We start from the raw sequence: 25,420 nt of genomic DNA, 5'->3' as shown, positions 1-25,420 counted from the left end.
GACCCGCCCCGCCCGTCTTCCCCTTCGGGCGGGGCGTCTGCCGTGCGGCGCGCGCCGGGCTTGGCGCGCCGCACCGCCGCCTCTTCGCGCCTTCGCGCCGTCTCCCGCACCGGGAATCTCCGGGGCCCGCCGTCCGTTGTCCGGCACAGAACCCTTCCATCCGCAGGAGGCAGTGCGTGTACGGCGACCCCAGCACGATCCGTAAGATCCTCACCGAGCTCGGCGACACCTGGGCCGTCGTGGGCCTGTCCAACAATGAGCGGCGTGCGGCGCACGGTGTCGCCGAGGTGCTGCAGCGGTACGGCAAGCGGATCGTGCCGGTGCATCCGAAGGCGGAGACGGTGCACGGCGAACAGGGCTATCCCTCACTGGCCGCCATTCCCTTCCCGGTCGATGTGGTCGATGTGTTCGTCAACAGCGAGCAGGCGGGCGGCATCGCCGACGAGGCCGTGACGGTCGGGGCGAAGGCCGTCTGGTTCCAGCTCGGGGTGGTCGACGAGGCGGCCTGGGACCGGGTGCACGACTCCGGACTCGCCATGGTGATGGACCGGTGTCCGGCGATTGAGATACCCCGTCTGCGCTGAGCGGCGGGTGCGGTGCCGCGGCCCCTCCTGACGAAGGGGACACCCCTCCCCCGCCACCGCTGGTGACGTTGGTGCCGTAGCACTTGAGGCGCGCCATGCTCACTCCCCGGGTTGCCGGTGATGGCTCCCGTCACCAGAGCACTCGGCGTTCGGGCAGTGTCCGGTGATGACCACCATGGGCGTTTGCACGCTGGTGGCGCGCTCTCGCCCGGTGAAGATCAGGGGCATATCGCAGCGATCACACAAGACGGCTTTCCCTTCGCGCCCCTGGGTAGCCGCATGGAGAATCCGATTGACGTGATCGCTGTCGCCATCGTTACCGGTCATGCACTCACCGTAGCCATATCGAGAGTCCGTGGGGGCCGGTTTGCGGTGCTTGCCCACCCGCCCCGCCCAACCGAACGCCGGTAAGCCGGAGATGACGTACGGGCGGAGGAGCGGGGTGCCCGGCAGTACGTCGTCTTCAGCGCGCCCCGCACTCCGGCTCCAGGTCGTCGTGCGACATCATCGCCTCCTCCTCCGCCCCGTGTGCGGGCGGTTGGCGAAGGAGATACCCCGTTTGAGCCGAGCGGCGGGTGCGTTGGCGTCCGGACATGAGCCGGATGCGAGCCGCTGTGCCCGAGGACGCCGCCGGGCCGATCAGGTTGCGCCGTCTGATGTTCCTCGCCATGAACGGGCGTGATGCCCCCGGGAATTGGGAGCGGGACGCGCAGATGGCGGCACATCGGCAGCCGACCGGGCCGCAGGCGCGGCCGGCCGGATTCGTGATGGCGGGTGACGTCGGTCTGCATGCCACCGACGATGCCGAGCCGCTGTACCGGCGTCTGGGATTCACCGAGCACCCCACGGCGCTGTCGCTGGATCTGCCCTCCGGCGCGTTCGTCCCGTAGGGCCGGCCGAGCGGACCACGGGTGGACGGCGGGAGATTGACGACCCGGCTCAGGCGATTCCCAGGCCCTCCAGGACCGTGGCGCCGGGCAGTTCGGCCAACGCCTGGCCGGGCACGATGAGCTTGCCGCGGCGGCTCCCGCTGCCGATCAGGGCGTGGGGCACCTCGGCGACGGCGGCGTCCATCAGCAGCGGCCAGTGGGCGGGCAGGCCGATCGGAGTGACGCCGCCGTATTCCATCCCGCTGTCGCCGACCGCCTTGTCCATCGGCGCGAACGACGCCTTGCGGGCGCCCAGTTGACGGCGCACCACACCGTTGACGTCGACGCGGGTGTGCGAGAGGACGACACAGGCGGCCAGGGTGGTCTCGCCGCCCCGCTTGCCGGCCACCACCACGCAGTGTCCGCGATGGCCGGGTCCGTGTCGACGAAGCGCAGCTCCTCGACCGGTACGGATCCGCTCCAGGCGCGGAGCGCGGCGGCCACCGGCGCGGTCAGCAGGTCCAGGCACTCCACGGCGGGCCGGACCTCGTCAAAAGCATCCATCGGCACGGGCATGGCGCCAAGTTAACAGCCGTGACGGAGCGGCGGCCGGCCGTCTCAACCAGCGAGCGGGATGATCACCGACATGGTCATCTCGACCGGTTCCGCGCCGTCGTTGCGGTAGCCGTGCGCGACCTTGGCCTCGAAGGTTGCCGAGGCACCGGCGGGCACCGTGTGCTCCACACCGTCCACGACCAGCGTCAGCGTGCCGGCCCGGACATGCAGCAGTTCGACGGTGCCGGACGGATGCGGATCGGAGGCGCTGCTGTCGCCGGGCATCAGGCGCCATTCCCACAGTTCGTACGGGCCGGGTGCCTCGGCGCCCACCAGGAGCGTGGTGAAGCTGCCGCCCTCGGTGGACCACAGCCGGACCGCCTCGCTCGGCGCCACGATGCGCACCTGCGGACCCTGTTCGTAGTCGAGGAGCGTGGTGATGCTGACGCCGAGCGCGTCGGCGATCTTGACGGTGGTTCCCACACTCGGATTCGTCCGGGCCTGCTCGATCTGGATGATCATGCCGCGGCTGACCCCGGCGCGGGCCGCCAGTGCATCGAGGGTGAAGCCGCGCTCGGCGCGCCAGTGCTTGAGGTTGCGGGCGAGCGACTGCGTGAGCTGGTCGAGGTCCGTCACGGTCCGTCCAAGTCGAAGGGCAATATATTGGATGCTGCAATACAGCATGCTGCACTACGGTGTGGTGTACTTCAGCGTCCGGTTCACTGTACTGCGAGGTTTCACCATGACAGCGGTCTTCGCCCTGGCCACCAGCCTTCTGTGGGGGCTCGCCGACTTCGGCGGCGGACTGCTCACCCGACGTCTGCAGGCGCTGACCGTGGTGGTCGTCTCGCAGACCCTGGCCGCCGTGGTGCTGGGCGCCGTGGTGCTGGCCACCGGGGGCTGGCGGGAGGCCGGACCGCAACTGTGGTTCGCGGTCGGGGCGGGCGTCGTGGGGCCGGCCGCCATGCTCTGCTTCTACCGCGCCCTGGCGCTCGGCCCGATGGGGGTGGTCTCCCCGCTCGCCTCGGTCGGCACGGTCCTCGTACCGCTCGGTGTCGGGATCGTGGCGGGTGAGCGGCCGGGGCTGCTGCAGGCCACCGGCATGGGCGTGGCCGTGATCGGTGTCGTGCTGGCCGGCGGCCCGCGGATCAGCGGTGCGTCGGTGGCCCGCCAGACCGTTGCGCTGACGCTGCTCTCGGCGCTCGGATTCGGTGCGGTGATGGCTCTGATCTCGGAGGCGTCCACGACCGTGACCGGCCTCTTCCTCGCCCTGTTCGTCCAGCGGGTGTGCAATGTCGCCGTCGGCGGCGCCGCCCTGTACGCATCGGTGCGGCGTGGCACCCCGGCGCTGCCCGAGGGCGGGCTCCCGGTCCTCCGGGGTGCCCTGCCCGCGCTCGGTTTCGTCGGGATCGCCGATGTCGCCGCCAATGGCACCTATGCCCTGGCCGCCCAGAACGGGCCGGTCACCCTGGCCGCGGTGCTCGCCTCCCTCTACCCGGTGGTCACCTCGCTCGCCGCACTCGGTGTCCTCAAGGAGCGGCTGCGGGCGGTCCAGACGGCCGGTGCCTCCCTCGCGCTGGTCGGCTCGGTCCTGCTCGCGTCGGGGAGCTGACACAGACGGGGCAGGCGGCGGCTCCGACTGTCTGACGGCGGGTCAGGACGCTTCGTACGCCTCCTTGGCTTCCTCCGCCTGCCACGCCCGCAGCGCGACCAGTTGGTCGGAGGTGACGCCCTCGGGGATCGGCACCGGCGCCGGTGTCCGCAGCGGCGGCTGCCAGCCCTGCCGGGCATCCCAGCTGCGGACGACCCGGGCGGGCGCGCCGGCCACCACCGCATGATCGGGGACCTCGCCGCGGACCACGGCTCCGGCCGCGACCACCACATTCCGGCCCAGCCGCGCACCGGGCAGGATCACCGCCCCGGTACCGATCCAGCTGCCGGAGCCGATGGCCACCGGGTCGGTGCGCGGCCACTGCTTGCCGACCGGCACCTCGGGGTCGTCGTAGCTGTGGTTGGTGGTGGTGACATAGACACCGGGACCGAAGAAGCAGTCGTCCCCGATCGTCAGCCGGACATCTGCGATCACATGGCTGCCACGGCCCAGCACCACGCCGTTCCCCAGCGTGAGGATCGGCTCCGGGCCGAGGTCCAGCTCCGGCATCATGCCCGCCGTCAGCGTCACGTCCTGGGCGATGATGCAGTGGTCGCCGAGCTCGATCCACGGGTCGCCGAAGACCGTGCCCTGCGGATAGGCGAGCCGGGTGCCGGTACCGATCCGCCGGAAGCGGTACGGGCCGGGGCGCTCGGCCGCGACGGCCGCGACGTCCCTCACCCAGCGCGCGCCGCGGTGGACGGCGCGCGACACGGCCCGGCGCCGCCAGGCCGCGACGGATGAGAACACGTTCTGGTGTATCGGCACCCGCACACCGTACTCAGCCCGCCGGGCGGCGGACCGCGCGCCGGGCTGTGATCTTCGCCCCACCGGCCGCCGTCCCTGCCCGGCGCAGCGGCCGTCGTCTACGGTGCTGTTGGCGCGGCGCATCACGGCGAGGAGATCCACAGATGGCGGAACGGGCATTGATTTCACCGGTGGGCGGCAAGGAGCCGAAGGTCGATCAGGAGGCATTCACCGCCCCGACGTCCGTCGTGCTCGGCGAGGTCACCATGGCGGCGGGCTCCAGCGTCTGGTACCACGCGGTGCTGCGGGCTGACTGCGGTCCGATCGTGCTCGGGGCCGACAGCAATATCCAGGACAACTGCACGGTGCACGTGGACCCCGGTTTCCCGGTGACCGTCGGCGCGCGGGTCTCGGTCGGGCACAACGCGGTCCTGCACGGCTGCACCGTCGACGACGATGTCCTGATCGGCATGGGCGCCACGGTGCTCAACGGCGCGCACATCGGCGCCGGCTCGCTGGTCGCCGCGCAGGCGCTGGTCCCCCAGGGCATGCGGGTGCCGCCCGGCTCCCTGGTCGCCGGGGTGCCGGCGAAGGTCAAGCGGGAACTGACCGACGAGGAGCGCGAGACCATCAAGCTCAATGCCTCGATGTACCGGGAGCTGGTGGCGCGGCACCGGGAGGACGTGCCCGGGGCCGGTGACTGAGCCCGGCCGCCGGCCGAGCGGCGCAGCGTGCGGCCTGATGAGTCCCGACGGGTGCGGCCCGGTCCCGGACCGCACCCGAGCCTGCGCCGCCCCCCTGGCGCCATGTCAACCACGCCGTTCCGACCCGGCGGCCGCCAGCACCGTCGTCAGCATCTCCGCATCAAAAAGGGTGGCGTCCGCAAGGCGGCCAGCGCCCGCGTAGGCATTCATCATGACCTTGGCGGTCCGCAGGGCCGCCGGAGACCTGCGGACCAACGGTCTGGTCCACCGGGCAATCACCTCGTCCAGCTCGCCCTCCGGAACGGCCTTGTGGAGCAGCGAGAGCTCGGCCGCCCTGGCCGCGTCGAAGCTCTCTCCGGTCAGGATCAACTCGCGGATCCTGGCGGCTCCCGCTTCGTTCAGCAGGCGTGGCAGTACGCCTCCCCAGGCAGGCGGCATGCCCAGCGCGAGCTCCGGCAGCCGGAAGCGGCAGCTGTGCGCACCGGCCCGCAGATCGCAGAACACCGCGAGCGCGATGCCGGCACCGACCACCCCGCCGTGCAGCCGGGCGATGGTGACCGCGCTGGTGGCCGCGAGTGCTTCACACACCCGCCGTGCCTTGTTGCCCATGGCACGAAGGGCCGCCCCCGAGTGATCCGCGGCGAGGGACTCCGCGAACTCCCGGCGGTCTCCGCCCAGGCAGAAGTCCGCTCCGGCGCCGGAAAGGACCACCACCCGTATCTCGGGCCGGTCGTACAACGCCCCCAGCACGGTGAGGAGTTCGTCGAGCATCTGCTCACCGAGCGCATTACCGGTGTCCGGACTGTTCAACTGGACGTCGAGCAGGGGGCCTTGATGGGATACGGCAAGGGTCTTGAATTTATCGATCACGACGGTCTTCCTACCTCACCGCTCTCCGGACTCCACCACGGGCAGCGACATGAGCCGCCGGAAGGCCACCCGCGGGGCCCAGTCGGGCGTACGACTCAACTGCAGGGCGGGGAACCGCCGGAGCACGCCGGTCAGCAGGGTCGTCGCTTCCAGCCGGGCCAGCGCGGCGCCGAGACAGTAGTGGATCCCGCCGCTGAAGCTCAGATGGGTGGCCTTGCGGCGGATGTCGAAGACCGCGGGATCGATGTGGTGTGCGGGATCGTGGTTGGCGGCACCGACCATGAGGTGCACCATCTGGTCCCTCTCCACGGGGATACCCGCGAGAGTGGTGTCCTCGCCGGCGATCCGGCTCACCACATGCGTCGGGGAGTCATAGCGCAATACCTCTTCGACGGCCGCCGGTATGCAGTCCGGGTGGGCACGCAACCACCCCATCTGCCAGGGGTGTTCGGCGATCAGCCACACCATCGTGGACAGCAGGTTGGAGGTGGTCTCCAGGGCCGCCAGAACCACGAACAGGGCGAGTCGGTAGACGGCCTCGTCCGCGGCATCCTGATGTGGTTCGAGTTCGTCCCAGGTCCTTATCCACGCCGAGATCGGGTCATTGCCGGGCGCACGGCGGCGCTGCCGCACCAAAGCGATGAAATACTCGCGCAGATTCCGGGTTGCCGCGTCGGACTGCGCGAGCTGACTCGCCGTGGGCAGCAATTCCTGGGCGAAGACCTGATCGTGGGTGAGTGACCGCAGCAACGGATAATCGACTGTCGGCAGACCGAGCCATTCCCCTATCGTCATCACCGGCAATTCATCGCTGACGAGGGAACCGAAGTCCGCCTCACCGTCCTTCAGTCTTTCCGCGAGCCCGTCGAGCAATTCCTCGGTATTGCGCTCTACCGAATTCTTGATGGTATCCAGGCACTTACGGTCGAACATATTGCCCACCGACCGCCTGGCCCGTGTGTGGTGCGGCGGATTGAGGCCGGGCAGAGTGCTGGCCATTTGCTGCGAAGAAGGCGCCATCCAGCGAGTCGCCTCGCCCTGCCTGGCCCGCCAGCCACTGTCCGGCACCAGCCATGACCTGTTGCGCAACACGTTGTCACACAGGCCGAAAGAGGTCACCAGCTGGCCACCCCAAGGTGCCGGAACAACATCTCCCATCGATCGGAGTTCCGCGTAGTGCGGCAGCGGATTCGCTTGGCCGTCCGGTGTGCGCAGGCGGGAGAAAAGCCTTATCACGGAGCGTCGGTCTACGGACGGAACCATTGGCGGGGCAACCACGGCGGATTCCACTGCGAGAACTCCTTCATTCAATACATCAGGCCAGGACGACCAATCCTGACTACCCCGGTAATTGAACGTTTACGCCCTGTGGAAACCGAACCGTTGTCGCGAATGTCACACCTTCCACCAAGAGAGGAATGAGCTCCACCACTTACCCCGCTGCGCCTCGTTCCTGTCCTGTCCGGAGGTATTTTCCGTCGTGTGGCCACCCATTGCCGGGGCATTGGACGGACGTCGCTCGGGGCGTACCGGGGTGAAGCGGGCGGGCAGGACTTCCAGCGCCCGGTGGAACGGGCCCGGCCGCCAGGTCAGGCTTTCCACAGGCAGGGCCAGATCGATGTCCGGCAGGGTGTTGAGCAGTTTCTCGATGGCCAGGACGGACACCAGCAGCGCGGGATCCTTGGCAGGGCAGGCGTGCGGGCCCGCACCCCAGGCGAGATGCGCCCGCTTGCTGAGCATTTGGCGGCCCGTCGAGAGGTTCGGGTCGGTGTTGGCGGCCGCGAAACTGATGACCACGGGTTCGCCGGCCGGCAGCTTGGCTCCCCCGAGTTCCATGTCGCGCACGGGGTAATGCACGCCGTAGTTGGCTATCGGAGCACTGTTCCACAGCACGTCGTTGATGGCATCGTCGACCAGGAGTCCGGCCGCGTTCTGGTCGCCCACGTACTTCTCATCCGTCAACAGCAGCCGCATCGCGCTGGCGATGATGTTCTGCGTCGGCTCCGTCCCCGCCGCGATGAGGGTGACGAGCTGGTGGACCATCTCCTCGTTGGAGAGCCCGGACGGGTGCTCCATCAGCCAGGAGGTGATGTCCTCACCCGGCGAACGCCGCTTGAGCGCCACCAGCTCCAGCAGCGCTTCGGTGAGGACCTCGTTGGCCTTCTCCGCGTCGACCCCGTCGAAAATGCCCGATATACCGAAGACCAGGCGGTCGCCGATCTCGGCGGGGCAGCCGAAGAGGTCGTTGAAGACCAGCAGCGGCAGCAACTGGGCGTAGTCGGCGACCAGATCCGCTCGGCCCCGGCTGCTGAACTGGCTGATGAGGTACGCGGCGACCCGGTCGACATGACGGCTCAGCCGGTGGGTGTCCACCCGGGCCAGGCTCGCCGTGACCGACTGACGCAGTCGCATGTGGTCCGCACCGTCGGAGAACAGGCAGTTCGGCCGGTACATCATCATCGGCAGCACGGGGCTGTCCAGTGGCACGCGCCCCTCGTTCAGCGCACGCCAATGGCGTGAATCCCGCGCAAAGGTGTCCGGATTCTGCAGCACATGGAGCGCCGCGGCGTAGTCCGTGACGAGCTCGGCCTCCACACCGGGAGCGAGCTCGACCGGCGCGCTGGGTCCGTGCTGCCGCAGGGCGTCGTAGAAGGCCTCCGGAGCGGCGGCGAATTCAGGCCCGTGCAAGGGAGTCCGTTGACCGTCGGCGTGTGCGGGGCAGCCGGGCGGTGGGCCCTGGAATTCCGAGTGAGATTGCATGCCTGAACTCCTAGTTGAGGCGGGACTGTAGATAACGGACGAGCGCGATCAGCGAATCCGCAGAGGAACGTTGGTCCCGTGCGTCACAGTTGACGACAGGCGTCTCGGGAAGGAGGTCCAGCGCCTCCCGGATCTCGTCGAGCGAATGCGTGGGGGTCCCGTCGAAGTGGTTCACCGCGATGGCGTAGGGGATTCCGTAGTGTTCCACCAGGTCCATGACAGGGAAGGACTCGTCGAGCCGCTGGGGATCGACGAGGACCAGTGCCCCGAGCGCCCCTCGCGTCATGTCTTCCCACACCTGAACGAAGCGCTGCTGGCCGGGCGTTCCGAACAGATACAGGACCAGCTTCTCGCTGAGCGTGAGCCGCCCGAAGTCCATGGCGACCGTGGTCGTCGTCTTGTCGGGCGCACCTTTGGGGTCGTCAATTCCCGCCCCCGCCTGGGTCATTATCTCTTCGGTGCGCAGCGGAGGAATCTCGGACATGGTCCCGATGAATGTGGTCTTGCCCACGGCGAAGTGTCCGACCACGAGGATCTTCGCCGCGGTCTGCACTGAATCACGCAGGTACACACCGTCATCCAAAGCGAGCCTGGAGCCCATTCAGCACCTCCTCAAGGATTTTCCGGTCGACAAGCTGAGCGCTCGGTATGGGCGCACGTGAATAAAGATGGCCCTCCCGCGCGAGATCGGACACCAGAATCTTGACGACACCCACCGGCAGCCGGGTGTGCCCGGCTATCTCGGCGATCGAGAGAAAGCCCCCCGAACAAAGCTCCAGCAGACGGAGCTTCTCCGGATCGAGAGGCATCGTCCGGGGTGGTTCCGCATGCACGGTGACCAGAGTGATCAGCGAGAAATCGCTGCCGTCAAGAAGATCTCGGCCGTTGGTGATGACGTACGGCCGTACTAATTCCCCTGCTTCGTGTTCCAGCTCCGGCTCGTCATCGGTGGTCATGACTGGATATCAGCCCTCTCACGCGGCGGGCTGGTCAGTGCCTTACCGAGCTGGCCGACGAGCTGCTGCATACGGAAGGTGATCTCCGCCATGTCGACATCGGGAGAAGCCGAGACCGCGAGATATGCACCCTCGCCGGCCGAGATGAGAAAGACCCAGCCATGGTCGAACTCGACCAGCGTCTGACGCCATTGCGGCCGGCTGGCGGGGGCTGTACCGCCATGGCAGAAATCGGCGACCGTACGGCTCAGCGACTGCATTCCGCTCATCGCGGCGGCGACGGTGTCGGCGTGGTCCCGGCCGACTTCCTTGGAGCGGGCCATGAGCAGGCCGTCGGCGGAGACAAGAATGGCGTGCTGCGCTTCGGGCAATTCCAGAGCACTGTCAAGCATCCACGACAGATCGTAGTTCACTGAACCTCATGCCCTTCATTGCTTGCATTGGTGGAACGACGGCCGGATTGCGTGCCGCGCTGGAATGCCCCCATGACGGAAGCGGTCTGTGCGCTGTCGCGGGCCGGGGTTTGTGTGCTCTCGGAATCGGTCGGCACGATGGATATCGCACCGCGCCGGCGGCGCTTCGGCAGACCGCCGGCCGTCGTCTCGGGAGCCGGGCGAGCCGGAGTCTGCTGCCCCACGGGACCGGACCCGGGGTACGGGTGGCCGGCGGCCGGATAACCGGGAGCCGCGGGGACCGGTGCCGGGCCGCCAGGAGCCTGCTGACCAGGAAGGTTCTCGGGCGGCAACGGGGCGGATGCGGCCACGGCAGGACTCTCCTCGGGCTCGTGCAAGGACGTCAGTAGGTCGTCGGGGAGCAGGACGACCGCGCGCACGCCGCCATAGGGAGAGGCGGAGTCCACCGACACACTGAAGCCGTAGCGGGCGGCGAGCACTCCGATGACGGTGAATCCGAACTGCGGCGGGTTACCGAGGCTGGAGACACTGGCCGCAGTCTCGCTCGACAGCAGCCGGGCGGCCCGTGCCTTCTCCTCCTCGTTCATCCCGACACCGGCGTCGTCGACGACGATGCACACACCCTTGGGCACCGGCCGGATATTGATCTCGATCATCGTTTCCGGCGCCGAATAGCTGGTGGCATTGTCCAGCAGCTCGGCGAGCACCAGTGCCACCGGCTCCACGGCGCGGCTCACGATCGCGAAATTACTCTGCGACCGGATCTCGACACGCGTGAAATGGCGGATGCGGCCCTTCGCGCTGCGCACCACGTCGTAGAGCGAGGCGTTGTGCCGTCGCCGGCCGAGCCAGCCGTCGCAGAGCACGGCAATGGACTGCGCGCGCCGCGCGAACTGCGAGTTCATGTGGTCGATGTCGAGCAGATCCTGAAGAATCTTGTGCTCGCCATAGGCATCCTGCAGCTTGGAAATCGCCAGCTGCTGCTCGCCCGCAAGACCCTGCAGCGTCCGCATGGCGGCCTTCAGCGTGGTCTTGGTGGCTTCCTCCGCCCGGTCCTTGGCCTCTTCCACGGCCTCCGCGTAGTGGTTTTCAAGATTGGCGTAGTGCTGCTTGAGCTCAGCCTTTTCTTGTCGGAGTTCCGTGATCTTCTTTCTGCCGCGAATAATCGCGGTTGCGGCGACAGGGGTACCAGCGATCAAACCCCAGAACGCTGGATCCTGGAAGTATTGCGTCATAGAACTCTCTTCGGACGACGGAGCCACCGGGTGTGGTATGTCTGGCCATGACGTGACGAATCAATCGCACTCCCAGACATACGTGAACGGCCACGCACAGTCGCCTGCCAGAAAGCCATCAAAGGGCCGGCTAATGGCATAGTTCTCCCCAGAGTGGCGGTTTTCTTAGGCCAATGCGCGGAATTTCTTTCATGCCATATCAGGTGACTACCCCGTTGGCAAGTGCGATGATCTTAGCATCACAGCAACACCCCTCGTCCAACCGTGATCTGATCATGAGACAGATCCGATGGAGATTCAACAAAGGCTTGTTTGGGGATCATTGGGAGCGTTGTCGGGCCCGGGGGTCGGCAGGCCGGCCCATTCCTGACGACTCGTTAACACGCGCTCACGTGACGTGGACCACGCCTGGTACGGCAATTGTCGGCCGGGTCAGCGATGCGGGGCATCGTGGACATAAGTGATCTCGCCCCCGCGGACCCGGACGACGCGTACGGTCATGCCGCGGTCCGTCCCTTGCAGGTAGTGCGCCGTGCAATGGGTCCGCGCGCCCTCGACCGCACGCAGGTCTGTGGCGCAGTCGACCGAGCGCGGCCCCCGGGAGATCACCGGCAGCGACAGATGTCCCGAGATGGCGCGGGCGACCTCGTCGCGCGGGACGGTCTCGGTCGTCCCGTTCACCTCGCTGGTCGCGTCCCGCTCCCCCAGCCACTGGGTGCCCGCCGTGAGGCTGCCCGCCAGCAGAGCCGTGCCGGCCAGCGCCAGACCGACGACTCGCAGATTCCGCACGGCTCTCCTTCCAGCGGGCACACCCGTCATACGCCGGCCACGCCCACCGGCCGGGTCACGGACAATTCTTGCGGCCGCCCCGGCACCGGCAACAGGAGGACCCCTCCCGTGCGACCACCCGGGCGACGACGCGTCAGACGGACGGCACCGGGCCCCGCATCTGCTCGCTGATCCAGTGCAACGAGTCGGCCATCCGCTGGATATAGGTGTGACCGCTGTGCACGCCGCCCGGTATTTCGAAGAGCGTGGAGTGGACCGGCCCGCCGGTGTAGTCCTTGATGAAGCGCTTCACATCGGGCACCGCCGCCTCCCTGCTGCCGAGCTCGAAGGCCAGATAGACCGGCAGGCTCTTCCGCGCGGCCAGCCGCCGCGCCAGGTGGCGTGGGTCGTTGGCACGCATCGCGGCGGGGTGTCCCTGCCACATCGGCGAATCCGGCGCCGTGTCCGGGCCGTTGACGATGGCCGCCTTGAACTTCTGCGGCTGCTTGAGCACGGCCTTCAAAGCGGCGAATCCACCCGACGAGGACCCCATGAAGGCCCAGCCGTCACGGCTGTTGTACGTACGGAAGTTGGCCCGTGCGAAGTCCGGCACGTCCTCGGTCAGCCAGGTCCCCATCTTCGGCTGCCCTGGTATGTCGCTGCCGTCGTAGTACTTCCTGCCGGGATTCAGCACCGGCATCACGACGATGAACGGCAGCGTCTTGCCCTGCCGCGACCACTGGGCGATCCGCTCCTCCAGCGCGAAGTCGTCCCCGGCCCAGTAGTTGAACGGATAGCCGTAGGCGCCGGGCAGCGCGATCAGCACCGGAAAGCCGCTCGTGGCGTACTGCGGCTGGTGGTACTCCGGCGGCACCCAGGCCCAGATGTCCCCGGTGAAACCGGACTTGCGCCCGTGCCACTTCGTCGTCACGACCTCGGTGCCGTCCCCCGCCGTACGGAACGGGGTGAAGGAGGAGCGCGGGCCCCGCGGCTCGGCCACCCGGGGCTTGCCGTTGCGGGCGTCCGCGGCATGGACCCGCAGCCGCGGCACGCCCGAGGCGTCGACGAAGTCCCGGCCGTCGCCGCAACCGGCCAGCAGCCCCAGAGCCATCACACTCACCGCGGTACGGACGCGCAGGCACTTCATCGGGACGTACTCCTTGGATACTCGGGCCGGCCGCGGACAGCCACGCTGCCACTGCCACGCCGGTCGAAAGACACCACTTTAAGATCGCCCGATGGGTCCTCGGCGCCGACCCCGGCCGCCGTGACCTGGTGATCCGCCGTCCCCGGGACCCGAGGAGACATCACGTCACGTCAAATCCGGCGCCGGGGATTCCCTCGTTCGATGCGCCCACTCGTTCCTTACCGGACGGTCGGTTCTGGCATCGTGGGTTCCCAGTTCGGAAGGGCGCGGCACTGTGCCGTGGTTGGGGATGACCGATGACCGCGTGGGCCGATCACCGGCCACTGCCCGGCGTAGTGGGGCGGGCCGTTGAGCATGAGCAGGTGTCCGGGCTGCTGAGCGGCGCTCCGCTGGTGACACTCACCGGGGCCGCCGGGGTGGGAAAGAGCGTGCTGGCCCGCGCCGTCCTGGAGGAGCACACCGCCCGGCACGGCGGCACGGTCATCCGGGTCGGCTGCTGGGACGGACTGGCCGAGGGCGGTCCGGCCGAGGCGCTGTTCCGGGCGGCGGGGCAGTCGGACACTGCCTGCCGGGACACCGCCCGGCCCCTCGCCCGACAGGCGGCCGACCCCGGTGCCGGTACACCGCTGCCGGGCGGGACGGGCCGGACGGATGCCACCGCGGCGTGCACTCCCGTGGGCGGCACGGCCCTCGCGGCGCTGGTGGCGCACTGCCGTCGGCAGCGCGCCACCGTGCTGCTGGACGACTGCGACCCGGTGCTCGCCGAGTGCGCACAGCTCGTGCGGCGGCTGCTGCGGGCCGATCCGTCGCTGCGCATCGTGGTGACCGCACGGGGCCCGCTGGGACTGGCCGAGGAACGGGTCGTCGACCTCGCGCCGCTGCCGGTGACGCTGGGCGAGGGGATCGCCGGACCGGCGGTCGAGCTGCTGGCCGCGCGGGCCGGAGCCGCGGCGCCCGAGCTCCTGGTCACGGTGTGCCAGGCGCTGGAGGGCTCACCGCTGGCGATCGCACTCGCCGCGCACCAGCTGGACCGGATGTCCTTGCCACAGCTCGCGGCGCAGGTGGGCACGGACGGTCCGCTGTTCTACTCCGGGCCGGCGGCAACCGTGCGGCACACCTCGCTGCACGCCGCGCAGGCCGCCGGCTACGCCCTCTGCTCGCCCACCGACCGCCGGGTATGGGCGAGGCTCTCGGTGCTTCCCGGCGACTTCGATCCCTGGCTCGCCGGATGCGTCTGCACCAGCAGTGACGTGCCCGCAGCGGCGGTCGACGGCGCACTGGAACGGCTCCGTACGGCCTCGGTCGTCGAACGCGTACGGGACGCGGGTGGCGCGCACGAGGACACCGGGGCAGCGCTGGCGCCGCGCTACCGACTGCCGCGCGCGGCACGGGACTTCGGGCGGACGCAGCTGCGTGAGGCGGGCGAGGAGTCCGCGGCGCTGCGGCGGTTCCGGCAGGCCTGTGCGGCGCTCGCGGCCGAGGCCCAGATCGCCTGGCAGGGACCGAACCAGCAAGTCGCCGTGCGGCTGGTGGAGGACGAGCAGGCCAATCTCGACGCGGCGCTGACCCGGCCACCGCAGGACGCGGAGGATGCGCTCGGCGCGCTGGAGATCGCGGTGTCCCTGTGGTTCCACTGGGCCGCCTGCGGCTTCCGCCGCGAGGGGCGGGCCCATCTGGACCGACTGCTGCTGCTCTCCCGGGACGACACCGCGCTGCGGGCCCGGGCGCTGTGGCTGGCCGGCTATCTCGCCGCGCAGGAACACTCGCTCGCCACCTCGGAGGCCCTGCTCGACGAGGCCTGGACGGCGGCCGTGATGCATGCGGACTCCGACGGACTGGCCCGTATCGCGCATGCGCACGCCGTGCTGGAGCTGTACCGCGGGAACACCTCGGCGGCCGTGGCATGTCTGGAGGAGGCGGCCCGGCACCACTCCAGGGATCCGTGGTTCGGGCCGGGGCCCGCCCACAGCTGGGCGCTGCTCGCCATCGCCCTGGCGCCGCTCGACGCGGAGCGGGCGAGGGCGGCGGCCCACCGCGCCTGGGAGGTCCGGCACTGCGACGGCGATTTCTGGCTGTACTCGACGGTCCTCTATGCCCGTGCCATGACCGAGAGCGTCCATGGGAAGCCGACGGCGGCGCTGCGCGCCTGCCACGAGGCGCTGGTGGCCAAGAAGCTCATCGGTGACCCGCTGTTCATCGCGGGGGTCCGCAACATGCTGGCGGGCCTGCGGCGGACGGGGCGCAGCGGGGCGGCACGGCCGGACGCCGAAGAGCGGACACCGTGGTGGCAGCGCGGCGGGCCCGGTGTACGGGCCCGGCCGTTCTTCTCGCGGCTGCGGGCGGGGTCCTGAGAGCCGGGCCACGCTCCGCGAGACGCCGTTGGGCACGCTGTGTGACGTGCCGACCGCGTTCGGGATGCGGGGGCAGCGGGCCGGTCGCATGCTGGGAGGCATGAAGCGTGCCCCCGTGATCGTGCACCCGCCCTCCACAGGCGGTCGCCGTGTGACACTCAACGGACAGGATCTGGGACGGGCGCTGCGCCCTGGTGATGTGGCCGCGATACTGCGCCGGGCCGGTTTCTGCACCACGAAGTTCGTCTGGGACGACACCGGCGTCTTCGAATGGCGCGACGGCGGACCCGACGTCTGGTTGATGCCCTGAGGTGACGGCGCTCGTCAACCGGTCTACGCCCGCAGGCGAGTTGTACCGAGGCCGGGCGTGGGACTGCGCTTACGGCCGTACGAGCTGCGCGGAGGTGGTGCGGCCGGACGGTGTCGGTCAGTCGACCGTCGCGGTGACCGGGGTCTCGGCCTCCTCGCGCGCGGCGGCCGCCTTCTTCGCGCGGTGCTTCATGAGGACGAAGGAGCCGGCACCGAACAGCAGGGCGGCGACCAGTCCGAGCCAGGAGAAGCGCTTGAGCCACGACTCGGCGACCATGCCCACGCTGTAGATCAGCGCGGTCGTCCCCCCGGCCCAGACGATGCCGCCGAGGACGTTGGCGATCAGGAACTTCCAGTACGGCATCTTCAGTACGCCGGCGAGCGGGCCGGCGAAGATGCGCAGCAGCGCGACGAAACGGCCGAAGAAGACCGCCCACATGCCCCACTTGTCGAACTTCGCCTCGGCCATGGCGACATGGTCGGGGCCGAAGTGCTTGGGGAATTTCCGGCCCGCCCACTGCAACAGGGGCTGGCCTCCCTTGCGGCCGATCAGATACCCGATGGAGTCACCGACGATCGCACCGGCGGATGCACAGGCACCCAGCACGAGCGGATTGATGTGGTCCTGGGTCGCCGCGAGGATCGCCGCACTGACGAGGACGATCTCGCCGGGCAGCGGAATGCCCACGCTCTCCAGTCCGATGACCACCCCCACCAGGAGGTAGACGCTCACGGCCGGTACCGTCTCCAGCCACTCCTGGATGTGCAACGCCGCTTCCTCCGCTGGTGTAGGGCCCCCGTGGGCCATGACCCGGCATCCACGATGTCAGCGGTGCCGGTCGATCCCCTGGCGTGCCACAGCACGCCCGGGAAGCGTACTCGATGGCGCCACAGGAGGGCCGAATCCAGGTGTGGTGCGCAACACCGGCTCTCCGCGGCCCGATCCGGAGCCGAGCGGTCCCTCCGGCATGACGACGGCCCGCCGTGCGAGGCACGACGGGCCGGGGAAACCCCGCTGTGAATCAGCTCACTTGTTGGGGCGCAGGGTCCACACGATGCTCATCTCGCCGGTGACCGCGCCGTCCTCGCGGGTGAGGGCGATGTTCACGGGGAACTCCGGGCGCCCGCCGGCGTCGAGCTCGGCGACCACCTCGGCCACCGGGCGGCCCAGCTCCGCGGTGGCGGTGACCGGCCCCATGGCGAGCTTCTTGTAGCCGATCTCGGCGCGCACGGCCAGCGGCACCGCGCGGCCGAGCTGGTCGCCGAAGGCCGTCATCACGATGGCGCCGCTCGCGGACTCGGCGAGGGTGAACATCGCGCCGGCGTGCGGTCCACCGACGTGATTATGGAAGTCGGACTGGTCGGGCATGCGGACCACGGCGCGCTCGGCGGTGGTCTCGGTGAACTCAAGGTTCAGGGTGCGGACCATCGGCACGGATGCCGCCATCATTTCGCCGATCGACGGCAGGGTCTCGGAGGACATGAGGGTCATGTTACCTAGCGGTAGCTTAGGTGTGAAGGGGCGGGAGGCGGTCCGGCCGCCGGGACCGTGACGGACTCCGGCCCCCTCGACGAGGGGGTGCCGGGCACGCAGGCGATTGCCCGGAGATACTCGTGTGCGGCCCACGTATCACCTTGCCTATCGTTGACGCCCATGCGGCCAGGACAACAGCACAGCGGTGACGGAGGGGTGAAGGCCCCGGCGCACCTCGTACGCCGAGCAGCGGGCGCCCCGGACCGGCAGCGGTTCCCCGCGGTTCCCGCCGCGCGGGTGCCCTCTTGGTGAGGGCCCGCCCCGCCTGGGCGGGGCGCAACTATCTGCTGCTCACCGGCGCCACGGTGATCGCGAACCTCGGCAGCTCCGGCGCGCTGATCGCCACCGCCTTCGCGGTACTCGCCGCCGGCGGCTCCGCCACCGACGTCGGCCTGGTGGCCGCCGCGCGAACGGTCCCGCTGGTCCTCTTCCTGCTGATCGGCGGCGCGGTCGCCGACCGGCTGCCCCGGCATCGGGTGATGGTTGCCGCGAACGTCCTCAGCTGCGTCTCCCAGGGCCTGTTCGCACTGCTCGTCCTGGCCGGCGAACCACGGTTGTGGCAGCTGGCCGTACTGGCGGCCCTCGGCGGCACAGGGCAGGCGTTCTTCGCGCCGGCCTCCGAGGGCATGGTGCTCGCCAGTGTCTCCGGCGAGCAGGCGGGGCGCGCCTTCGCCGTGTTCCGGATGGGCATGAACGGCGCGAACATCGGCGGTACGGCGCTCGGCGGCGCACTGGTCGCCGCGGTCGGCCCCGGCTGGGTGCTGGCCGTCGATTCCGCCGCCTTCGCCGTTGCGGCCGTGCTGCGCGCCTTCCTCGACGTCAGCGGGGTCGCCGTACGGGCGCCCGGCGGCGGGGTGCTGCACGATCTGCGGGACGGCTGGCGCGAGGTCGTCTCCCGGCCGTGGCTGTGGGCGGTGGTGGTGCAGTTCTCCCTCGTCAACGCGGTGGTGGCGGCCGCCGAGGCGGTCTACGGGCCGCTGGTCGCGGAACAGCATCTGGGCGGCCCCGGCCCTTGGGGGCTGGCGCTGGCCGCCTTCGGGGCGGGCACCGTGGGCGGCGCCCTCGTGATGACCCGGGTCAGACCGCACCGCCTCCTGCTCACCGGAGCGCTGTGTGTGTTCCCGCTCGCCCTCCCGTCCGCCGCGCTCGCCGTCCCCCTCCCGGCGGGCGGGCTCGCCGCGGTGATGTTCGGCACCGGGATCGCGGTCGAGGTGTTCGCGGTGACGTGGATGACGGCGCTGCACCAGGAGATCCCCGAGGAGAAGTTCTCCCGGGTCTCGTCCTACGACTGGCTCGGGTCCCTGGCCATGGTCCCGCTCGCCACCGCGCTGGCCGGCCCCGTACAGGACCTCATCGGCCGGACGGCCGCGCTGTGGGGCTGCTCGGCCGTGATCGCGCTGCTGACGGCGGCAGTGCTGTGCGTCCCCGGGGTGCGGCGGCTCACCCGGCGCACCCAGCCGGAGCCCGCAGCAGGCCGAGTGCTCTCCCCTGCCGCCGGGGCGACGCCCCCGCATGCCGCGCAGGCGGGGTGAGCGCTCGCCGGAGTCCTGGACCGAAGCCGCGGCGGACCGCGGTCAGCCGACGCTGAACGCGCCGTCCGGCGGCATCGGGGACGCCACCGCGTCGGCATCGCGTACGGGGACCGCATCCGCGATCAGCCGCCGCAGCGCCGCACCGTGCTCGACCCGGGCCGGGAATGCGTCACCGGCCGTCCGCCGGGCCAGCGCGGCGAGCGGGAGCGGTGCGCCCGAGGCGAGCAGCACGGCGTTGCCGAACCGGCGGCCGCGCAGCACCGAGGGCTCGGCGATCAGTGCGAGATGCTCGAAGACCGTGGCGAAATTGGCGAGTTGGCCGCGCAGGAAGCCGAACGGCGCGCCGTCCGCGAGGTTCGCGGCGTAGCAGCCGTCCGGTCGCAGCACCCGGGCCGCGGCCCGCGCATACTCGACCGAGGTGAGATGCGCCGGCACCCGCGAGCCGCCGAAGACATCCGCCACGATGACATCGGCGCTGCCCTCGGGCGCCGCCTCCAGCGCCGTCCGGGCGTCCTCGGCGTGCACCGTGATCCCGCTGTCGCCGGGCAGCGGCAGATGCTCCGCCACCAGGGCGAGCAGTCCCCGGTCGGCTTCGACGACGTCCTGCCGGGAGTGCGGGCGGCAGGCGGCGAGATAGCGCGGCAGGGTCAGGGCCCCGCCGCCCAGGTGCAGCACATCGAGCGGCTGCCCCGGGGCGGCCGCCTCGTCCAGGACGTGTGCCAGCCGGCGGACGTACTCGAATTCCAGATGTGCGGGCGCGTCGAGGTCCACGTACGACTGCGGCGCGCCGTCCACCGTGAGCAGCCAGGCGCGCGGGCGGTCGACGTCCGGCAACAGCTTGGCCGTGCCACAGTCCACGGTCCGGGTGACGGGTATCGGCTCGGGTGCTTCGTCCACCGTCCCATTGTGCCGGTGCGGCCACGGGGTCCCGGCCCCGGCCGCCGCGGGCAACCGCCGCCGTTCCGGCCCGGCCCGGTCAGTCCGACCAGACCTGCCGGATCCGCGCCACCTGGGCTGCCGCCTGCCGGCGCCCCGCGCGGGCCGCGTCCGCGCGCTTGGCGGGGTCCAGGACATTGCGGCCGAACGCCGCCCGGGCCGCCCGGTCGGGGATCAGCACGCACACCCGGGCGCCCCGGCGGGCCAGTTGCTCCCCCTGCGCCCGCGGACCGGCGATCGGCCCGCCACTGGCCGCCATCGGCGCGACGATCACCACCCGGTCGTATCCGGTCGCCAGATCGGCATTGGCGCTGGAGTGCACCCCGCCGTCGATCCACCGGGTGCCGTCGATGGTGACCGGCGGATAGATACCGGGGACCGCGCAGCTCGCGCCCACCGCGTCCAGCAACCGCACCCCGCTGGTGTCGTCGAAGGCGGTCCGCTCCCCCGTCGCGGCGTCCACCGCAGTGATCACCAGCCGGCGGGCCGGCCAGTCGGTCAGGTTCAGGGTCCGGGCGATCGCCGTGCGCTGTTCGGCCTCGGTGACGGTACGGGCCGCGACCGCCAGCTTCCCCATCCGTACGCCGAAGGACACCACGTCCCGGGAGCGCAGCGCGATGGCCGCGAAGCGGGCCAGCGCGGCCGGACCCATCCGGGCGGCCGAGCGGGCCGTATCGGGCGCGGCGAGCTGGTGCTCGTACATCTCCTCCAGGGTGAGGTGCCGGGAGGTGAGATGGGCGCCGACGATCGATCCGGCGGAGGTGCCGATGACGGCGTCGGCGTCGGCGAGGTCGAGGCCCGCCTCGGCGAGACCGGCGAGCACACCGATCTCCCAGCCGATGCCGGTGAGCCCTCCGCCGCCCAGGACCAGTGCCGTGCCCGCCATCGGGTCTCCCTCCCGCTCCGGCCGACCGCCCGCGCAGCGTGCCGCGGGGTGAGCCCTCGTGCCCGTTCGTCCGGGCGAGCAGTCTCGCACCCACGCGTCCCCCGCAACAGCAGGCGGCTGCGTCCGGCACCGGGAGAGGTGCCGGACGCAGCCTGATGACCTGCGGTGTCTACTCCTCGACGGTGCGCACCGTGCCCGCGCCGACGGTGCGTCCGCCCTCCCGGATGGCGAAGCCCAGGCCTCGCTCCAGCGGCACCTCCCGGCCCAGTTCGACCGACACCGTCACCGTCTCTCCGGGCCGGGCGACGCCCCGCTCGCCGAGGTCGAGGTCGCCGACCACGTCCGCGGTACGGATGTAGAACTGCGGCCGGTAGCCGGTGGACAGCGGGGTACGGCGGCCGCCCTCCTCGGTGGAGAGCACATACACCTCGGCGGTGAAGCGGCGCCGCGGGGTGACGCTGCCCGGCGCGGCGACCACATGCCCGCGGCGCACCTGGTCACGGTGCAAACCGCGCAGCAGCAGCGCGACATTGTCCCCGGCCTCGGCGGACTCCATGGGCTTGCCGAACGTCTCCAGCCCGGTGACCGTTGTCTCGGCCTCCGCGCCGAGCACGGAGACCCGGTCGCCGACCCGCACCGTGCCGCGCTCGACGGCTCCGGTGACGACCGTGCCACGGCCGGTGATGGTCAGCACGTTCTCCACCGGCAGCAGAAAGGGCGCGTCCACATACCGCTCGGGCATCGGAACATAGGTGTCGACGGCGTCCAGCAGCGCGTCGATCGCCCCCGTCCAGCGCGGGTCGCCCGCCAGGGCCCGCAGCCCCGAGACCCGTACGACGGGTACATGCTCCCCGTCGTAGCCGTGCGCGCTCAGCAGTTCGCGCACCTCCAGTTCCACCAGGTCGGTGAGCTCCGGGTCGCCGGCGTCGGCCTTGTTGAGGGCGACGACGAGGTGCCGGACGCCCACCTGCTTGGCGAGCAGCACATGCTCGGCGGTCTGCGGCATGATCCCGTCGAGCGCCGAGACGACGAGGATCGCGCCGTCGAGCTGCGCCGCGCCGGTCACCATGTTCTTGATGAAGTCGGCGTGGCCGGGCATGTCGACATGGGCGTAGTGCCGGGTGCCGGTCTCGTACTCGACATGCGAGATGTTGATGGTGATGCCGCGGGCGGCCTCCTCCGGGGCCCGGTCGATCCGGTCGAAGGGCACGAAGGTGCCACTGCCCCGCTCGCTGAGGACCTTGGTGATGGCCGCGGTCAGCGTCGTCTTGCCGTGGTCGACGTGACCCATGGTGCCGATGTTCAGGTGCGGCTTGGTGCGCACATATGCCGTCTTGGGCATGGCGTTCTTCCTCGCAACAATGCGGTGAGGACGGCGACTTGGCGCCGTGGGGACCCCTGAACCCGGCCGACCCTCCCCCTGCGGGGTCCGCCGGACGATCCGGAGAGGGTCAGCTTCGTGCGCCGTCGGCCGCTGCGGCGGCCGGGACGGCGACCGCTGCGACGGCAGTGGCTGCGGGAACGCAGGCGGCGAGGGCCGCGAGGAAATCGACGGCAGCCTTCGGCTCGTCCGCGACTGCGGACGGAAGCGGGAGGAAGGCGTACCGGACCATGCGCCCTATGGTGCCGGGTGCCCGCTGCGGCGTCGACCGATTTATCCGGCGACCGTCCTGGCACACCGGGGCGGGCCTCCGGCCGACGGCTGGGGGCGGCCGGCGGCTGGGCGGCTGGGCGGCTGCATACCCGGCGATGTGTAGCGCTGTGTGGCGGTACGTCAGGCCACATGGATGCCTGCCGGCCTCACGCACCGTCAGCCGAGCCGCCCATGCCCCTCCGAAGCGTGATGATCATCGACTGCCCGGCCACCGGCAGAAGTCCGAAGGTGCAGCGCGGCCCGGGCCGTGCGACACCATTACGGCTCCCCGGCATCCCCGTCGGTTACGCTCCCGGGGTGCTCCCACCCGCCGCAGCGACCGCCGGCCTCGCCGCGCGCTGCACGCGCGTACTGTTCTCTCCCCGGTCCCGGCTGGGCCTGCTGCTCGCCCTGCTGGCCTGCGGCGCGGCCATGACGCTGTGGTGGCAGCCGCAGCATCTGCTGACCGGCGCCCGGCCCGCCCAATCGTCCGGCCCTGCCGCCCTGGTGCTCTTCGCGCTGGCATACGGCGCGTGCACCACCGCTTTCGTCCCGCGCCCGGTCCTCAATCTCGCGGCGGGGGCCCTCTTCGGCAGCCAAGCCGGGCTGGCCACGGCCCTGGCCGGCACGCTGCTGGGCGCCGCGCTGACGTTCGGGCTCGGCCGGCTGCTCGGACAGGACGCCCTGCGCCCGTTGCTGCGCGCCCGCTGGCTGACCGCCGCCGACCGGCAGTTGAGCGAGCACGGCTTCCGCTCGATGCTGGTGGTCCGGCTCTTCCCCGGTCTGCCGTTCTGCGCCATGAACTACTGCGCCGCCATCTCCCGTATGGGCTGGGGTGTCTACCTCGTCGCGACGGCACTCGGCAGCATCCCGAACACCGCGGCCTACGCCGTGGCCGGCGCGCGGGCTTCGACGCCCACCTCACCGGTGTTCCTCGCGGCCATGGGCTTCATCGCGGTCAGCGCGCTGGGCGCACTGGTGGTGGCGTGGTGCAAACGCAAGGCCCTGCGCGAGGACTGACAGCAGTTCGGGCGGGCCCGGGCGTTCCCCTCGACGACCACGGGCAGGCGGTCACGGGCGGGCAGGCACTGCGAGGCGGGCGGCCACGGGGCGGACCGGCACGGCAAGGCGGGCGGCCGCAGGGCGGGTCGGCGCGGCGAGCGGTCGGCCACCGTACGTCCAGGACCCTTTGGTCACCCGGACATCTTCGGACGTTACGCTGCCCCCTGTCGGCGATGTTCCGCATCCGCCGCCACCGTCCGCTTTCCCCCTCTTGCGCAGGTCAGCGCTTGACCACCCTTGGATAGCGAATTTTCCATGTCTTGGTTTGAATCATTCGTCCTCGGTCTCGTCCAAGGGCTGACCGAGTTCCTGCCGATCTCCTCCAGTGCGCACCTCCGTCTGACCGCGGCGTTCGCAGGCTGGCAGGACCCCGGTGCGGCGTTCACCGCCATCACCCAGATCGGCACCGAAGCGGCCGTCATCATCTACTTCCGCAAGGACATCGGGCGGATCATCTCGGCCTGGGCGCGCTCCCTCGTCAACCGGGAGCTGCGGCACGATCACGACGCCCGGATGGGCTGGCTGGTGATCGTGGGCTCCATCCCGATCGGCGTCCTGGGCCTCACGTTCAAGGACGCCATCGAGGGCCCGTTCCGTGATCTGCGGCTGATCGCCACCACCCTCATCGTGATGGGTGTGGTCCTCGGCATCGCCGACCGACTGGCCGCCCGCGACGAGACCGGCGGCCGGCACCGGGCCGTCAAGCAGCGCAAGTCCCTTACGGACCTCAGCGTCAAGGACGGTCTGCTGTACGGCATCTGCCAGGCCATGGCACTCATTCCCGGCGTCTCCCGCTCCGGCGCCACGATCAGCGGCGGCCTCCTGATGGGCTACACCCGCGAATCCGCGGCCCGCTACTCCTTCCTGCTCGCCATCCCGGCGGTATTGGCCTCCGGTGTCTTCGAACTCAAGGACGCGGGCGAGGGCCACGTCTCCTGGGGCCCCACCCTCTTCGCCACGCTCATCGCCTTCGTCGTCGGCTACGCCGTGATCGCGTGGTTCATGAAGTTCATCTCCCACAAATCCTTCATGCCGTTCGTCATCTACCGCATCCTCCTGGGCATAGCCCTGTTCGCCCTGGTCGCGGCGGGGACACTGACGCCGCATGCGGGCGAGACGGCGGGCTGAGAGGGCTCATCGAGGGCGGTTTCTGCCGCCTCCTCGACTGCTCATTCTTGGCAGATTCTCGGGGGATCTCGTCACTCGATGCAGGCGTTTGCCATGATCATCTCCCAATCGTCTCCCATCTCCCACTCCCACTCCCAGCCACATAAAAGCCGGCCCCGGGCCAACCACTTGGGAGGTGGGATGGCGGCCCGGGACCGGCGTCAGGCAGGAGAGTGCAGCGCCCGCCGGCGAAGGTTCGCCGACGGGCACGCGGGTTTCGGCACCACCGGACTCTCCTCACCGCGTCGCCAGGTGCCGACCGCGCCCGCACCTGGCACGCGTCTGCGTCGGGTCGGTTCCGGCGACGCCGGCTCAGCGGTGGATGGTGAGCAGCACTGGTACCACCACTACGGCCGACGCTCCCCCTGCGCAAGCCAGAGTGATGCGAGCGGGCCGCATCGCGGGCCGCCACGGCAGCAGTGCCGACAGCAGCACGAGCACGATGCCGGTTCCGTAGAGCACCGGTGCTGCGGAGAGCGGCACGGTCACGGTCGATGGGCAATGGTCAGGGCCGCACGAATCGGTGGCCATGACACCGAAGCTGTAAAAGAAGAAGTCGATGAAGAACAGCGGGAAGAGCACGGATACGCCCAGCAGCGGTGGCAGCCACCATCGCGGGTCGCGCTGCGGTCTTCCCGGGTTTGAGTTCATGGGATGGAGCCAAACCTCTCGCGACGGATAGCGCATCGGTACAGCTACTCAAGGCGCGAGGACGGCGTACTCACATGGAGCATTGAAACGATCGCGCGCT

General features: G+C 70.2%; 28 protein-coding genes and 1 pseudogene. 9 read left to right on the top strand and 20 right to left on the bottom strand.

The genetic code is table 11. The features are described from left to right. The first annotated feature begins 176 nt into the window (after positions 1 to 176). The gene (locus ACF088_RS06825) at positions 177 to 584 is read left to right on the top strand and encodes a CoA-binding protein (protein WP_392374324.1); all 408 of its coding nucleotides are present in this window, start codon (positions 177 to 179) and stop codon (positions 582 to 584) included. A 99-nt stretch (positions 585 to 683) separates the two neighbouring features. Here ACF088_RS06825 and ACF088_RS06820 read toward each other — a convergent pair whose 3' ends face one another. Continuing rightward, positions 684 to 911 carry a hypothetical protein gene (locus ACF088_RS06820; RefSeq protein WP_392374323.1) on the bottom strand — a complete coding sequence of 76 codons (228 nt, stop codon included), beginning with the start codon at positions 909 to 911 and terminating at the stop codon, positions 684 to 686. Positions 912 to 1,177: 266 nt separating this feature from the next. On the opposite strand from ACF088_RS06820, the gene ACF088_RS06815 reads away from it, so the two are divergent. Next, the gene (locus tag ACF088_RS06815; RefSeq protein WP_392374322.1) at positions 1,178 to 1,474 is read left to right on the top strand and encodes a hypothetical protein; all 297 of its coding nucleotides are present in this window, start codon (positions 1,178 to 1,180) and stop codon (positions 1,472 to 1,474) included. Between the two features lie 49 nt (positions 1,475 to 1,523). Here the strand turns inward: ACF088_RS06815 and ACF088_RS06810 are convergent. Together ACF088_RS06810 and ACF088_RS06805 are read right to left on the bottom strand one after the other, a co-directional pair. Continuing rightward, positions 1,524 to 2,029, bottom strand: a pseudogene (locus ACF088_RS06810) (YbaK/EbsC family protein). A 42-nt stretch (positions 2,030 to 2,071) separates the two neighbouring features. Next, positions 2,072 to 2,644 carry an XRE family transcriptional regulator gene (locus ACF088_RS06805; protein WP_392374321.1) on the bottom strand — a complete coding sequence of 191 codons (573 nt, stop codon included), beginning with the start codon at positions 2,642 to 2,644 and terminating at the stop codon, positions 2,072 to 2,074. 106 nt (positions 2,645 to 2,750) lie between these two features. Here ACF088_RS06805 and ACF088_RS06800 point away from each other — a divergent pair, with 106 nt between their 5' ends. Continuing rightward, positions 2,751 to 3,620 carry an EamA family transporter gene (locus ACF088_RS06800; RefSeq protein ID WP_392374975.1) on the top strand — a complete coding sequence of 290 codons (870 nt, stop codon included), beginning with the start codon at positions 2,751 to 2,753 and terminating at the stop codon, positions 3,618 to 3,620. 42 nt (positions 3,621 to 3,662) lie between these two features. Here the strand turns inward: ACF088_RS06800 and ACF088_RS06795 are convergent, their stop codons facing one another. After that, positions 3,663 to 4,427 (bottom strand): acyltransferase, encoded by a 765-nt coding sequence (locus ACF088_RS06795; protein ID WP_392374320.1) that lies wholly within the window; start codon positions 4,425 to 4,427, stop codon positions 3,663 to 3,665. 143 nt (positions 4,428 to 4,570) lie between these two features. On the opposite strand from ACF088_RS06795, the gene ACF088_RS06790 reads away from it, so the two are divergent. Further along, positions 4,571 to 5,110 (top strand): gamma carbonic anhydrase family protein, encoded by a 540-nt coding sequence (locus tag ACF088_RS06790; RefSeq protein ID WP_392374319.1) that lies wholly within the window; start codon positions 4,571 to 4,573, stop codon positions 5,108 to 5,110. A 105-nt stretch (positions 5,111 to 5,215) separates the two neighbouring features. Here the strand turns inward: ACF088_RS06790 and ACF088_RS06785 are convergent, their stop codons facing one another. From ACF088_RS06785 to ACF088_RS06745, 9 genes are all read right to left on the bottom strand, one after another. After that, positions 5,216 to 5,980: an enoyl-CoA hydratase/isomerase family protein gene (locus tag ACF088_RS06785; RefSeq protein ID WP_392374318.1), complete on the bottom strand. Its 765-nt coding sequence runs from the start codon at positions 5,978 to 5,980 to the stop codon at positions 5,216 to 5,218. A 15-nt stretch (positions 5,981 to 5,995) separates the two neighbouring features. Further along, on the bottom strand, positions 5,996 to 7,243 hold the full coding sequence (locus ACF088_RS06780) for a cytochrome P450 (RefSeq protein ID WP_392374973.1): 1,248 nt from the start codon (positions 7,241 to 7,243) through the stop codon (positions 5,996 to 5,998). 132 nt (positions 7,244 to 7,375) lie between these two features. Next, positions 7,376 to 8,740: a cytochrome P450 gene (locus ACF088_RS06775; protein WP_392374317.1), complete on the bottom strand. Its 1,365-nt coding sequence runs from the start codon at positions 8,738 to 8,740 to the stop codon at positions 7,376 to 7,378. 10 nt (positions 8,741 to 8,750) lie between these two features. Next, the gene (locus tag ACF088_RS06770) at positions 8,751 to 9,341 is read right to left on the bottom strand and encodes an ATP/GTP-binding protein (protein WP_392374316.1); all 591 of its coding nucleotides are present in this window, start codon (positions 9,339 to 9,341) and stop codon (positions 8,751 to 8,753) included. Then, positions 9,316 to 9,696: a DUF742 domain-containing protein gene (locus ACF088_RS06765; RefSeq protein WP_392374315.1), complete on the bottom strand. Its 381-nt coding sequence runs from the start codon at positions 9,694 to 9,696 to the stop codon at positions 9,316 to 9,318. Before ACF088_RS06765 ends, ACF088_RS06770 begins: the two co-directional genes overlap by 26 nt. Beyond that, a complete protein-coding gene (locus ACF088_RS06760; protein ID WP_392374314.1) occupies positions 9,693 to 10,109 on the bottom strand; it encodes a roadblock/LC7 domain-containing protein in 417 nt (138 codons plus the stop codon). The genes ACF088_RS06765 and ACF088_RS06760 overlap by 4 nt, the downstream gene beginning before the upstream one ends. Next, positions 10,106 to 11,344 (bottom strand): ATP-binding protein, encoded by a 1,239-nt coding sequence (locus ACF088_RS06755; RefSeq protein WP_392374313.1) that lies wholly within the window; start codon positions 11,342 to 11,344, stop codon positions 10,106 to 10,108. Before ACF088_RS06755 ends, ACF088_RS06760 begins: the two co-directional genes overlap by 4 nt. Positions 11,345 to 11,776: 432 nt before the next feature. Then, positions 11,777 to 12,133, bottom strand: coding sequence for a DUF4333 domain-containing protein (locus tag ACF088_RS06750; protein WP_392374312.1), 357 nt, complete (start codon positions 12,131 to 12,133; stop codon positions 11,777 to 11,779). Between the two features lie 133 nt (positions 12,134 to 12,266). Then, positions 12,267 to 13,259, bottom strand: a complete 993-nt coding sequence (locus tag ACF088_RS06745) for an alpha/beta hydrolase (protein ID WP_392374311.1) — start codon at positions 13,257 to 13,259, stop codon at positions 12,267 to 12,269. Positions 13,260 to 13,555: 296 nt separating this feature from the next. Here ACF088_RS06745 and ACF088_RS06740 point away from each other — a divergent pair, with 296 nt between their 5' ends. Continuing rightward, a complete protein-coding gene (locus ACF088_RS06740; protein ID WP_392374310.1) occupies positions 13,556 to 15,610 on the top strand; it encodes an ATP-binding protein in 2,055 nt (684 codons plus the stop codon). 100 nt (positions 15,611 to 15,710) lie between these two features. Then, complete coding sequence (locus ACF088_RS06735) at positions 15,711 to 15,920, top strand: hypothetical protein (protein WP_350256138.1); 210 nt, start codon at positions 15,711 to 15,713, stop codon at positions 15,918 to 15,920. A gap of 117 nt (positions 15,921 to 16,037) precedes the next feature. On the opposite strand, the gene ACF088_RS06730 is transcribed toward ACF088_RS06735, so the two are convergent. Continuing rightward, on the bottom strand, positions 16,038 to 16,688 hold the full coding sequence (locus ACF088_RS06730) for a DedA family protein (RefSeq protein WP_392374309.1): 651 nt from the start codon (positions 16,686 to 16,688) through the stop codon (positions 16,038 to 16,040). A gap of 258 nt (positions 16,689 to 16,946) precedes the next feature. Beyond that, a complete protein-coding gene (locus tag ACF088_RS06725) occupies positions 16,947 to 17,402 on the bottom strand; it encodes a DUF4442 domain-containing protein (protein WP_006601666.1) in 456 nt (151 codons plus the stop codon). Between the two features lie 299 nt (positions 17,403 to 17,701). Here ACF088_RS06725 and ACF088_RS06720 point away from each other — a divergent pair, with 299 nt between their 5' ends. Further along, on the top strand, positions 17,702 to 18,985 hold the full coding sequence (locus ACF088_RS06720; RefSeq protein WP_392374308.1) for an MFS transporter: 1,284 nt from the start codon (positions 17,702 to 17,704) through the stop codon (positions 18,983 to 18,985). 42 nt (positions 18,986 to 19,027) lie between these two features. Here ACF088_RS06720 and ACF088_RS06715 read toward each other — a convergent pair whose 3' ends face one another. From ACF088_RS06715 to ACF088_RS06700, 4 genes are all read right to left on the bottom strand, one after another. Then, positions 19,028 to 19,882 (bottom strand): spermidine synthase, encoded by an 855-nt coding sequence (locus ACF088_RS06715; RefSeq protein WP_392374307.1) that lies wholly within the window; start codon positions 19,880 to 19,882, stop codon positions 19,028 to 19,030. A 79-nt stretch (positions 19,883 to 19,961) separates the two neighbouring features. Beyond that, on the bottom strand, positions 19,962 to 20,807 hold the full coding sequence (locus tag ACF088_RS06710; protein ID WP_392374306.1) for a patatin-like phospholipase family protein: 846 nt from the start codon (positions 20,805 to 20,807) through the stop codon (positions 19,962 to 19,964). A gap of 169 nt (positions 20,808 to 20,976) precedes the next feature. Beyond that, positions 20,977 to 22,149: an elongation factor Tu gene (gene tuf / locus ACF088_RS06705; RefSeq protein ID WP_392374305.1), complete on the bottom strand. Its 1,173-nt coding sequence runs from the start codon at positions 22,147 to 22,149 to the stop codon at positions 20,977 to 20,979. 109 nt (positions 22,150 to 22,258) lie between these two features. Further along, a complete protein-coding gene (locus ACF088_RS06700; RefSeq protein ID WP_392374304.1) occupies positions 22,259 to 22,420 on the bottom strand; it encodes a hypothetical protein in 162 nt (53 codons plus the stop codon). 338 nt (positions 22,421 to 22,758) lie between these two features. On the opposite strand from ACF088_RS06700, the gene ACF088_RS06695 reads away from it, so the two are divergent. Next, positions 22,759 to 23,460, top strand: a complete 702-nt coding sequence (locus tag ACF088_RS06695; protein ID WP_392374303.1) for a TVP38/TMEM64 family protein — start codon at positions 22,759 to 22,761, stop codon at positions 23,458 to 23,460. Positions 23,461 to 23,757: 297 nt separating this feature from the next. Further along, complete coding sequence (locus ACF088_RS06690; protein WP_392374302.1) at positions 23,758 to 24,630, top strand: undecaprenyl-diphosphate phosphatase; 873 nt, start codon at positions 23,758 to 23,760, stop codon at positions 24,628 to 24,630. A gap of 351 nt (positions 24,631 to 24,981) precedes the next feature. Here the strand turns inward: ACF088_RS06690 and ACF088_RS06685 are convergent, their stop codons facing one another. Then, positions 24,982 to 25,320: a hypothetical protein gene (locus ACF088_RS06685; RefSeq protein WP_392374301.1), complete on the bottom strand. Its 339-nt coding sequence runs from the start codon at positions 25,318 to 25,320 to the stop codon at positions 24,982 to 24,984. Between the last annotated feature and the right edge of the window lie 100 nt (positions 25,321 to 25,420).

Source organism: Streptomyces sp. NPDC015125, assembly GCF_043080045.1.
In the GTDB taxonomy this organism is placed as follows: Bacteria; Actinomycetota; Actinomycetes; order Streptomycetales; family Streptomycetaceae; genus Streptomyces.
Note: the sequence above shows the minus strand (reverse complement) of the source record. Positions and strands in the feature narration are given on the sequence as shown.

What these genes read in the sequence shown, in the direction of transcription:
- ACF088_RS06820 (WP_392374323.1), bottom strand. Translation starts at nt 911, where the DNA reads ATGACCGGTAACGATGGCGACAGCGATCACGTCAATCGGATTCTCCAT.
- ACF088_RS06815 (WP_392374322.1), top strand. Translation starts at nt 1,178, where the DNA reads ATGAGCCGGATGCGAGCCGCTGTGCCCGAGGACGCCGCCGGGCCGATC.
- ACF088_RS06800 (WP_392374975.1), top strand. Translation starts at nt 2,751, where the DNA reads ATGACAGCGGTCTTCGCCCTGGCCACCAGCCTTCTGTGGGGGCTCGCC.
- ACF088_RS06790 (WP_392374319.1), top strand. Translation starts at nt 4,571, where the DNA reads ATGGCGGAACGGGCATTGATTTCACCGGTGGGCGGCAAGGAGCCGAAG.
- ACF088_RS06780 (WP_392374973.1), bottom strand. Translation starts at nt 7,243, where the DNA reads ATGGTTCCGTCCGTAGACCGACGCTCCGTGATAAGGCTTTTCTCCCGC.
- ACF088_RS06775 (WP_392374317.1), bottom strand. Translation starts at nt 8,740, where the DNA reads ATGCAATCTCACTCGGAATTCCAGGGCCCACCGCCCGGCTGCCCCGCA.
- ACF088_RS06770 (WP_392374316.1), bottom strand. Translation starts at nt 9,341, where the DNA reads ATGGGCTCCAGGCTCGCTTTGGATGACGGTGTGTACCTGCGTGATTCA.
- ACF088_RS06765 (WP_392374315.1), bottom strand. Translation starts at nt 9,696, where the DNA reads ATGACCACCGATGACGAGCCGGAGCTGGAACACGAAGCAGGGGAATTA.
- ACF088_RS06755 (WP_392374313.1), bottom strand. Translation starts at nt 11,344, where the DNA reads ATGACGCAATACTTCCAGGATCCAGCGTTCTGGGGTTTGATCGCTGGT.
- ACF088_RS06745 (WP_392374311.1), bottom strand. Translation starts at nt 13,259, where the DNA reads ATGAAGTGCCTGCGCGTCCGTACCGCGGTGAGTGTGATGGCTCTGGGG.
- ACF088_RS06740 (WP_392374310.1), top strand. Translation starts at nt 13,556, where the DNA reads ATGACCGCGTGGGCCGATCACCGGCCACTGCCCGGCGTAGTGGGGCGG.
- ACF088_RS06735 (WP_350256138.1), top strand. Translation starts at nt 15,711, where the DNA reads ATGAAGCGTGCCCCCGTGATCGTGCACCCGCCCTCCACAGGCGGTCGC.
- ACF088_RS06725 (WP_006601666.1), bottom strand. Translation starts at nt 17,402, where the DNA reads ATGTCCTCCGAGACCCTGCCGTCGATCGGCGAAATGATGGCGGCATCC.
- ACF088_RS06710 (WP_392374306.1), bottom strand. Translation starts at nt 20,807, where the DNA reads ATGGCGGGCACGGCACTGGTCCTGGGCGGCGGAGGGCTCACCGGCATC.
- tuf (WP_392374305.1), bottom strand. Translation starts at nt 22,149, where the DNA reads ATGCCCAAGACGGCATATGTGCGCACCAAGCCGCACCTGAACATCGGC.
- ACF088_RS06700 (WP_392374304.1), bottom strand. Translation starts at nt 22,420, where the DNA reads ATGGTCCGGTACGCCTTCCTCCCGCTTCCGTCCGCAGTCGCGGACGAG.
- ACF088_RS06690 (WP_392374302.1), top strand. Translation starts at nt 23,758, where the DNA reads ATGTCTTGGTTTGAATCATTCGTCCTCGGTCTCGTCCAAGGGCTGACC.
- ACF088_RS06685 (WP_392374301.1), bottom strand. Translation starts at nt 25,320, where the DNA reads ATGAACTCAAACCCGGGAAGACCGCAGCGCGACCCGCGATGGTGGCTG.